The sequence below is a fragment of the Lewinella sp. IMCC34183 genome, assembly GCF_003390915.1.
Classification (GTDB): Bacteria; Bacteroidota; Bacteroidia; order Chitinophagales; family Saprospiraceae; genus Neolewinella.
In genome coordinates this window covers 1-379 of record NZ_QMEM01000037.1, presented here as the reverse complement: position 1 = coordinate 379, position 379 = coordinate 1, and the positions used below count along the sequence as shown (strand labels likewise).

The window sequence follows — 379 nt, the reverse complement described above, 5'->3', positions numbered from 1 at the left end:
GTCCGTACTGCTGAAAGCCGTAAGCGGACTGGTAGTAGTGAATCAGTTTCGTCTTTGGCTGAAGGGAAACGAATCCTAAATAACCGCTTGCGAACGCCAGTCGGCACGCAAAAGCAATCAAGCAGCCGGCAACGTTGTCTATGGTTTTCTTCTTGCCTCGCTGGGTATCGGCCACCTCTATCAGGTTGAGGTGTATGCGGAATTCTTCCGATATGTCCGTCAACGACATGACGCCTAGTACGGTCTTGACTTCATCCACCAAACAGATTTTGTAAACCTCATTCTTTTTTTCCGTCGACCAGTCGAATTGAAAGTCACGAGAAGAACTGAGCCATCGGTAATCCTCTTCGCGTAGTTTTTCAATGGTGGAAGCGAGGGA

The 379-nt window shown here is 48.5% G+C and carries 1 protein-coding gene; it reads right to left on the bottom strand.

Features of this window, described 5'->3' with window-relative positions:
- Nucleotides 1-379, bottom strand: a 379-nt coding sequence (locus DQG19_RS20675) for a hypothetical protein (protein ID WP_116128481.1), incomplete at both ends; no start/stop codon positions are given.